This is a genomic window from Variovorax sp. P1_H12_2, assembly GCF_056405335.1.
Map to the genome: position 1 here is coordinate 1 of NZ_JBFUCI010000297.1, position 8068 is coordinate 8068.

The following is an 8068-nucleotide window of genomic DNA, read 5'->3' on the forward strand; positions in this document are numbered from 1 at the left end:
GATCGCCTGGGACGCGCCCGGCTACGGCGCATCGACGCCGCTGGCACCCTCGGCGCCGAAGGCCGCCGACTACGCCGAGCGGCTCGGCGCGATGCTCGATGCCCTCGGCGTCGCCCGCTGCACCCTGGTCGGCCATTCGCTCGGCGCGTTGACTGCCGCCGCGGCCACCCGGCCCGGTTCGGCGCTGGCGGCGCGCATCGAGCGGCTGGTGCTGATCAGCCCGGCGGCTGGCTACGGCGCCCCCGAGCGCGCCGAAACCCGCCAGCGCGTGCGCACCCTGCGGCTCGACACCCTGGTGCGCGCCGGCGTTGCAGGCATGGCCGCGCAAGCCGACGCCCGGCTGCTGTCCGCCAACGCGAGCGAGCAGGCACGCCAGTGGGTGCGCTGGAACATGGCGCGCCTGAACGAAGGCGGCTACCGCCAGGCGGTCGAGCTGCTGTGCGGCGGCGAGCTGCTGGCCGACCTGCCGCCGGCGATGCCGGTGCGCGTGGCCTGCGGCGCGCTCGACATCGTCACGCCGCCCGCCGGCTGCGCCGAGGTGGCGCAGAAGTGCGGCGTGGCGCTCGAGCTGATCGCCGATACGGGCCATGCGAGCTACGTCGAGAGGCCGGAAGCCGTCGCGGCGCTGCTGCGCGACGTTCTGGCATCCTGAAAACGACCCAGACAACAACCCAGAGGCACCATGGCTACCAACGACATCGATCCCATCGACGAAGGCGCGGACCGCTACAACGTTCCCGCGCTCGAGCGCGGGCTGCGCCTGCTGTGCGAGTTCAGCCGCGAGAACCGCTCACTCTCGGCGCCCGAGCTGGCGCGCCGCTTCGACCTGCCGCGCTCGACCGTGTTCCGGCTCCTGACCACGCTCGAGAACATGGGCTTCCTCGAGCGCGCCGAAGGCGGGCGCGACTACCGCCTCGGGCTGTCGGTGCTGCGCCTGGGCTTCGAATACCTGGCCTCGCTGGAGCTCACGCAGCTCGGGACGCCGCTCCTGCAGCGCCTGTGCGACGACCTGCGCACGCCGTGCAACCTGGTGGTGCGCGACGGCCGATCGATCGTCTACGTGGCGAAGGTCGCTCCGCCCACGCCGTTCGCGAGTTCGGTGACCGTCGGCACGCGGCTGCCCGCGCATGCCACGGTGCTCGGTCGCGTCCTGCTCGAAGACCTGACGCTGGTGCAACTGCGCGCGCTCTATCCCGAAGGCCGGCTCGAGTCCTTCTCGCCGAGCACGCCGGTCTCGGTCGACCAGTTGTTCGACATGGTCCAGGCCGACCGCCAGCGCGGCTACGTGCTGGGCGAAGGTTTCTTCGAATCCAACATTTCCACCATCGCCGCGCCGGTGCGCGACCACAGCGGCCACATCGTGGCGGCGCTGGGCGCGACCATCACCTCGGGCCACATCGAAGAAAGCCGGATGGACGAGATGGTGCAGCGCGTGCGCCAGAGCGCCGACGAGATCTCCGGCCTGCTGAACTATTCGCCGGCCCCCGCGGGCCGGGTGATCCCTCTTCGCGGCAGCGACCGCGCCTGAGCGCAGCCGACCAAAGAAAATGACGATGCCTCACCTGTCCTCGAACTTCTTCGCCGCCGATGCGCTGGCCGGCCGCGTGGCCGTGGTCACCGGCGGCTCCTCCGGCATCGGCCTGGCGACCGTCGAGCTGCTGCTGGACTGCGGCGCCGCGGTGGCGCTGTGCGGCCGCAACGTCGAGCGGCTCGACCGCGCGGTGGCCGGCCTGCGCGCCACGCGTCCCGAGGCCCGCCTCTTCGCCCGCACCTGCGACGTGCTCGATGCGGTGTCGGTGAAGCGTTTCGCCGCCGAGAGCGAAGCCGCGCTCGGCCCGGCCTCGATGCTGATCAACAACGCGGGGCAGGGGCGCGTGTCCACCTTCGCCGATACCGACGACCAGGCCTGGAGCGACGAGCTGCACCTGAAGTTCTTCTCGGTGATCCACCCGACGCGCGCCTTCCTGCCGCAGCTCACGGCGCAGCGCGCGGTGCTCGGCGATGCGGCGATCGTCTGCGCCAATTCGCTGCTCGCGCGCCAGCCCGAGCCGCACATGGTCGCCACCTCGGCGGCCCGCGCCGGCCTGCTGAGCCTGGTGCGCTCGATGGCCACCGAGTTCGCGCCGCAGGGCGTGCGGGTCAACGGCATCCTGATCGGCCTGGTCGAGTCGGGCCAGTGGCGCCGCCGCTTCGAGGCCCGTGCGCAGACCGAGCTCGACTGGGCCGCCTGGAGCGGCCAGCTCGCGCACGACAAACACATCCCGCTGGGTCGCCTGGGGCTTCCGATCGAAGCCGCGCGCGCGATTCTTTTCCTCGCTTCACCGCTCGCGTCCTATACGACGGGCAGCCACATCGACATTTCCGGAGGCCATTCCCGCCATGCATAACCCACACAACACCGTCACGGTCGGCGCCGTCGTCGCCGCCTTCCTCGAGCAATGCGGCGTCAAGGCGGCGTTCGGCGTCATCTCGATCCACAACATGCCGATCCTCGATGCCTTCGCGCAGCGCGGCGCGATCCGCTTCATCTCGTCGCGGGGCGAAGCGGGTGCCGGCAACATGGCCGACGCCTATGCGCGCTCCACCGCGAGCCTTGGCGTGTGCATCACCAGCACCGGTCCCGCCGCCGGCAACATCGCCGGCAGCATGGTCGAGGCGCTGACCGCCGGCGCGCCGCTGCTGCACCTCACGGGCCAGATCGAGACGCCCTACATCGACCGCGGCATGTCGTACATCCACGAGGCACCGGACCAGCTCACGATGCTCAAGGCCATCTCCAAGGCCGCCTTCCGCGTGCGCAGCGTCGAGACCGTGCTCGGTACCCTGAAGCGCGCGGTGCAGGTCGCGATGACCGCGCCCACCGGCCCCGTCAGCGTCGAGATTCCGATCGACATCCAGTCGGCGCTCACCACGATGCCGGCCGACCTGTCGCCGCTGCCGATCGAGGCCCCTGTGCCGTCGGAAGCCGGTCTCGACGCCCTGGCCGCGAGCCTTGCCAAGGCCAGGCGCCCCTTGCTGTGGGTCGGCGGCGGTGCGCGCCACGCCCGTGCGGCCATCCAGCGCCTGCAGAAGCTCGGCTTCGGCGTGGTCACCACCACCCAGGGCCGCGGCACGGTGCCCGAGGACGATGCCGGCTCGCTCGGCGCCTACAACATCCAGAAGCCGGTCGAGGCCCTCTACCAGACCTGCGACGCAATGCTCGTGGTCGGTTCGCGCCTGCGCGGCAACGAGACGCTCAAGTACGAGCTGAAGCTGCCGCGCCCGCTGTACCGCATCGACGCCGATGCCGCCGCCGAAGGCCGCTGCTACGCCTCCGAAGCCTTCGTCTGCGGCGATTCCGCGCTGGCGCTCGAAGGCCTCGCCGATCGCCTCGAAGCCGCGAAGTACCAGGCCGACCCCCAGCTGCTGGTCGACCTGCGCGCCGCGCACGACCAGGCCGTCGCGACGCTGCGCGACGGCCTCGGCCCGTACGCCGAACTGGTTCGCCAGATCCAGTCGGTGGCCGGCCGCAGTTTCAACTGGGTGCGCGACGTGACTGTCTCCAACAGCACCTGGGGCAACCGCGAGCTGCGCATCTTCGAACCCAGCGCCGGCGTGCACGCCACGGGCGGCGGCATCGGCCAGGGCATGCCCATGGCCATTGGCGCGGCGATCGGCGCGGTGGTGACCGGTTCGGGCCGCAAGACCTTCTGCCTGGCCGGCGACGGCGGCTTCATCCTGAACCTGGGCGAGCTGGCCTGCATGGTGCAGGAGAAGGCCCCCATGGTGATCGTGCTGATGAACGACAAGAGCTACGGCGTCATCAAGAACATCCAGGACGCGCAGTACGGCGGCCGCCAGTGCTACGCCGAGCTGCATACGCCCGACTACGACCTGCTGTGTCGGTCGATCGCCCTGCCGCATGCGCGCGTGCAGAAGCTGGCCGACCTGCCGGCCCGCCTGGACGAGGCGCTGGCGACCGACGGTCCCTTCCTGCTCGAGATCGACATGCTGTCCATCGGCGGCTTCAAGAGCACCTTCGCGGGTCCGCCGACCAACACGATCACGCAGATTCCTGCGCTCGGCACGGCCAAGTGAGCGGAGGCCTTCGCATGTCCGCCATCACGCGCATTGCACTCGTCGGCTGCGGCGCCATCGGTGCCTCGATGCTCGAACTGCTCCAGGCCGACACGGCGCTGGAGGTCAAGGCCATCGTCGTGCCGGCCGACGCCTTCGCTGCGGCGCAGGCCACGGCCCAGCGGCTCGCACCGGGCGCGCAGCTCGTGTCGTCGGTTCCGCTCGAAGGCATCGACCTGGTCGTCGAAGCGGCGGGCCATGCGGCGATCGAGGCGCATGTGCTGCCGGCCCTGCAGCGCGGCACCCCTTGCATCGTGGCCTCGGTGGGCGCGCTCTCGGCCGCGGGCCTCGCTGAAAAGCTCGAATCCGCGGCGCTCGCGGGCGGCACGCAGGTCCAATTGATCGCCGGTGCGATCGGCGCCATCGACGCGCTGGCCGCGGCCCGCATCGGCGGCCTCGACGAGGTGCGCTACACCGGCCGCAAACCGCCGCGCGCCTGGAAGGGCACGCCGGCCGAGCAGGGCCGCGATCTCGATGCGCTGACGAGCGAGATCGTGATCTTCGAAGGCAGCGCGCGCGAAGCCGCAACGCTCTACCCGAAAAACGCCAACGTGGCCGCCACCGTGTCGCTCGCCGGCCTCGGGCTGGACCGCACCCTGGTGCGCCTGATCGCCGATCCGGCGGTGGCCGACAACGTCCACGTGGTCGAGGCCCAAGGCGCCTTCGGCAGCTTCGAACTCACGATGCGCAACAAGCCGCTCGCAGCGAATCCCAAGACCTCCGCGTTGACGGTCTACAGCGCCGTGCGTGCACTGCGCAACCGTGTCGCGGCCATGGCGATCTGAAACCAGGGAACCCCGATGATTTCTTCCGAACTCCTTCCCCTCAACATCGCAGGCGTTTGGCGCCTGGGCGGCGGCGACGTCTACGAGAGCCTCTATCCGGCCACCGGCGAACCGATCGCGCGCCTCAGGGCCGCGAGCCTGGCCGACGTCGACGAAGCCATCACGCGCGCGCACCACGCCTTCCTGACCAGCGGCTGGGCGCAGATGCTGCCGCACCAGCGCGCGACGGTGCTGCACCGGGTGGCGCAGCTGATCCGCGAGCAGGGCGAGGTGCTGGCCCAGAAGCAGCGCCTGGACAACGGCAAGCCGATCAGCGAGACCCGCAACCTGGTGGCCAGCGCCGCCGGCACCTTCCAGTTCTTCGCCGCTGCGCTCGAGACGCTCGAAGACACCATCACGCCGTCGCGCGGCCCCTTCGTCACGATGAGCGTGCACGAGCCGATGGGCGTGGTGGCGGCGATCACGCCGTGGAATTCGCCGATCGCGAGCGAGGCGCAGAAGCTGGCGCCGGCGCTGGCCGCGGGCAACGCGGTGGTGGTCAAGCCGGCCGAGGTGACGCCCCTGATGGCGCTCGAGCTGGCCCGCATCTGCGAGGAGGCCGGCGTGCCCAAGGGCATCGTCAGCGTGCTGCCGGGCAAGGGCTCGGTGATCGGCGACGCCATCACCAAGCATCCGCTGGTCAAGCGCGTGTCCTTCACCGGCGGCACCACCACGGGCCGGCACATTGCGCACATCGCGGCCGACAAGATGATGCCGGTCTCGCTCGAGCTCGGCGGCAAGTCGCCGACCATGGTGCTCGACGACGCCGACCTCGACCACGCGGTCAATGGCGTGCTCTACGGCATCTTCAGCTCTTCGGGCGAATCCTGCATCGCGGGCTCGCGCCTGTTCGTCGCGCGGTCGATCTACGACGAGTTCCTGACCCGCCTGGCCGAGGGCGCCAACGCGCTGCGCGTGGGTGACCCGGCCGCCGAGAGCACGCAGATGGGGCCGCTGATCACCGCCAAGCACCGCGAGGGCATCGAGCGCTACGTGGAGCTCGGCGTGTCCGAGGGCGGGCGCATCCGCACCGGCGGCGTGCGGCCGCACGGCGACGGCCTGGAGCGCGGCTACTTCTACACCCCGACGATCCTCGAAGGCCTCACCAACAGCGCGCGCATCAGCCAGGAAGAGATCTTCGGCCCGGTGCTGGTCGCGATGCCCTTCGACAACGAAGAGGAACTGATCAAGCAAGCCAACGACAGCGTCTACGCGCTGGCCGCGGGCGTCTGGAGCCGCGACTTCAAGCGCGCCTGGCGGCTCGGCCGCGCGGTGCAGGCGGGCACGGTCTGGGTCAACACCTACAAGCAGTTCTCGGTCTCGACCCCGTTCGGCGGCTGGCGCGACAGCGGCCTGGGCCGCGAGAAGGGCCGCGAGGGCATCTTCCAGTACATGGAGCAGAAGAGCATGTACTGGGGCACCAACGATCAACCGCTGCCCTGGGCAGGCCTATGACAGCGATGGAGATTTTGATATGAGCGTATTGGGCATCGACCAGATCACCTATGCGGCGGACGACCTCGCCACTTGCCGCACGTTCTTCCAGGACTGGGGCCTCACGCTGAAGTCCGAGGCCGCCGACGAACTGGTCTTCGAATGCCTCAACGGCTGCAAGGTGGTCGTCGCGGCCCTGGACAAGCCGGGCCTGCCGCCGGCGATGGAAGAGGGCCCGACCCTGCGCGAAGTGGTGTGGGGCGTCGAGAACGACGCCGACCTCGAGCGTTACGCGGCGGCCATCGCCAAGGACCCCGGCTTCGTCGATGCGACGGTCGACGGCGCGCGCCGCATCGGCTGCATCGACCCGAACGGCCTGGCCGTGCGGCTGCAGGTCAGCCGCAAGCACGCGGTCGAGATCGACTGCGGCGCGATGAACACCTGGAACGACAAGCCGCGCGTGGACCGGCCGGCGCCGGTGTACGAGCGCGCGACGCCGATCGAGGTCGGCCACGTGGTGTTCTTCGTCGGCGACGTCAAGACCACCGGTGCCTTCTATGCGGACCGTTTCGGCTTCGTCTCTTCCGACAGCTACCCGAACCGCGGCGCCTTCATGCGCTGCGCAGCGGAAGGCGGGCACCACGACCTGTTCCTGCTGCAGCTGCCCTCGGGCAAGCGCGGGCTCAACCATGTGGCCTTCACCGTGCGCGACATCCACGAGGTGTTCGGCGGCGGCCTGCATTTCTCGCGCCGCGGCTGGGAAACGCAGCTCGGCCCGGGCCGCCATCCGGTCTCCTCCGCCTACTTCTGGTACTTCAAGAACCCGGCCGGCGGCCTGATCGAGTACTACGCCGACGAGGACCAGCTGACGGCCGCATGGCAGCCGCGCGAGTTCGAGCCGGGCCCGACCGTGTTCGCCGAATGGGCGGTCGATGGCGGCCTCGACGGCCATACGCGCCGGCAGAAGAACGCCGAAGGTCCCAAGGGGGCCTTCCTGACCGAAAAGAAGTGAGCGCAATCCCGATGACACGACGCACTTCCATTCCGCGCCTTCTTTTCGGCACCGCCTTGCTGGCGTTCGCGGCCCTCACGTCCGCGCAGGCGCAGAGCGAGGCCCAGAAGCAGCTGGCCGCCGAGCGCTTCACGATCGTCTCGCCGTTCCCGCCGGGCGGCCCGGTCGACACGCTGGCGCGGGTGCTCTCCGAAGGACTCGCGAAGCGCTACGGCCAGCCGGCCGTGGTCGAGAACCTCGCGGGCGCAGCCGGCAACATCGGCATCGACAAGGTGAAGCGCGCCAAGGGCGACGGCCACACGCTGCTGGTGGTGCCGGCCGGCAACCTCACGATCAACCCGACCCTGATGCCGAACTTCCCGTTCAGCATCGAGCGCGACTTCGTGCCGGTGACGATGCTCGCGACCGCACCCAACGTGCTGGTGGCCGCCCCCGCATCCGGCTTCAAGGACGCGAAGCAGGTGGTCGCCCAGGCCAAGGCCAGGCCCGGCACCTTGTCGTACGCGTCGCCCGGCGTGGGCAGCGGCCTGCACCTGGCGGGCGAGCTGTTCAAGCAGCAGGCCGGTGTCGACCTGCTGCACGTCCCCTACAAGGGCACCGCGCCGGCGCTCAACGACGTCCTCGGCGGCGTGGTGCCGCTGATGTTCAGCAACCTGCCGGCCACGCTGCCCTTCATCAAGAG

Annotated in this window: 8 protein-coding genes; all 8 read left to right on the forward strand. The window is 70.3% G+C overall.

What is annotated here, in order from left to right:
* A partial coding sequence (locus AC1D2K_RS24410; RefSeq protein ID WP_478091650.1) for an alpha/beta fold hydrolase occupies positions 1-652 on the forward strand: 652 nt, incomplete at its 5' end.
* 30 nt (positions 653-682) lie between these two features.
* Entirely contained in the window at positions 683-1528 is an 846-nt protein-coding gene (locus tag AC1D2K_RS24415) for an IclR family transcriptional regulator (protein WP_478091651.1), read from the forward strand.
* Positions 1529-1547: 19 nt separating this feature from the next.
* The gene (locus tag AC1D2K_RS24420; protein WP_478091653.1) at positions 1548-2387 is read left to right on the forward strand and encodes an SDR family oxidoreductase; all 840 of its coding nucleotides are present in this window, start codon (positions 1548-1550) and stop codon (positions 2385-2387) included.
* Positions 2380-4077, forward strand: coding sequence for a thiamine pyrophosphate-binding protein (locus AC1D2K_RS24425; protein WP_478091654.1), 1698 nt, complete (start codon positions 2380-2382; stop codon positions 4075-4077). The genes AC1D2K_RS24420 and AC1D2K_RS24425 overlap by 8 nt, the downstream gene beginning before the upstream one ends.
* 14 nt (positions 4078-4091) lie before the next feature.
* A complete protein-coding gene (locus AC1D2K_RS24430; protein ID WP_478091655.1) occupies positions 4092-4901 on the forward strand; it encodes an aspartate dehydrogenase in 810 nt (269 codons plus the stop codon).
* Between the two features lie 15 nt (positions 4902-4916).
* Entirely contained in the window at positions 4917-6395 is a 1479-nt protein-coding gene (locus tag AC1D2K_RS24435) for an aldehyde dehydrogenase (protein ID WP_478091657.1), read from the forward strand.
* A gap of 19 nt (positions 6396-6414) precedes the next feature.
* Positions 6415-7386 carry a VOC family protein gene (locus AC1D2K_RS24440; RefSeq protein ID WP_478091658.1) on the forward strand — a complete coding sequence of 324 codons (972 nt, stop codon included), beginning with the start codon at positions 6415-6417 and terminating at the stop codon, positions 7384-7386.
* 11 nt (positions 7387-7397) lie between these two features.
* Positions 7398-8068 (forward strand): Bug family tripartite tricarboxylate transporter substrate binding protein (locus AC1D2K_RS24445; protein ID WP_478091659.1); only part of this gene is annotated, 671 nt, incomplete at its 3' end.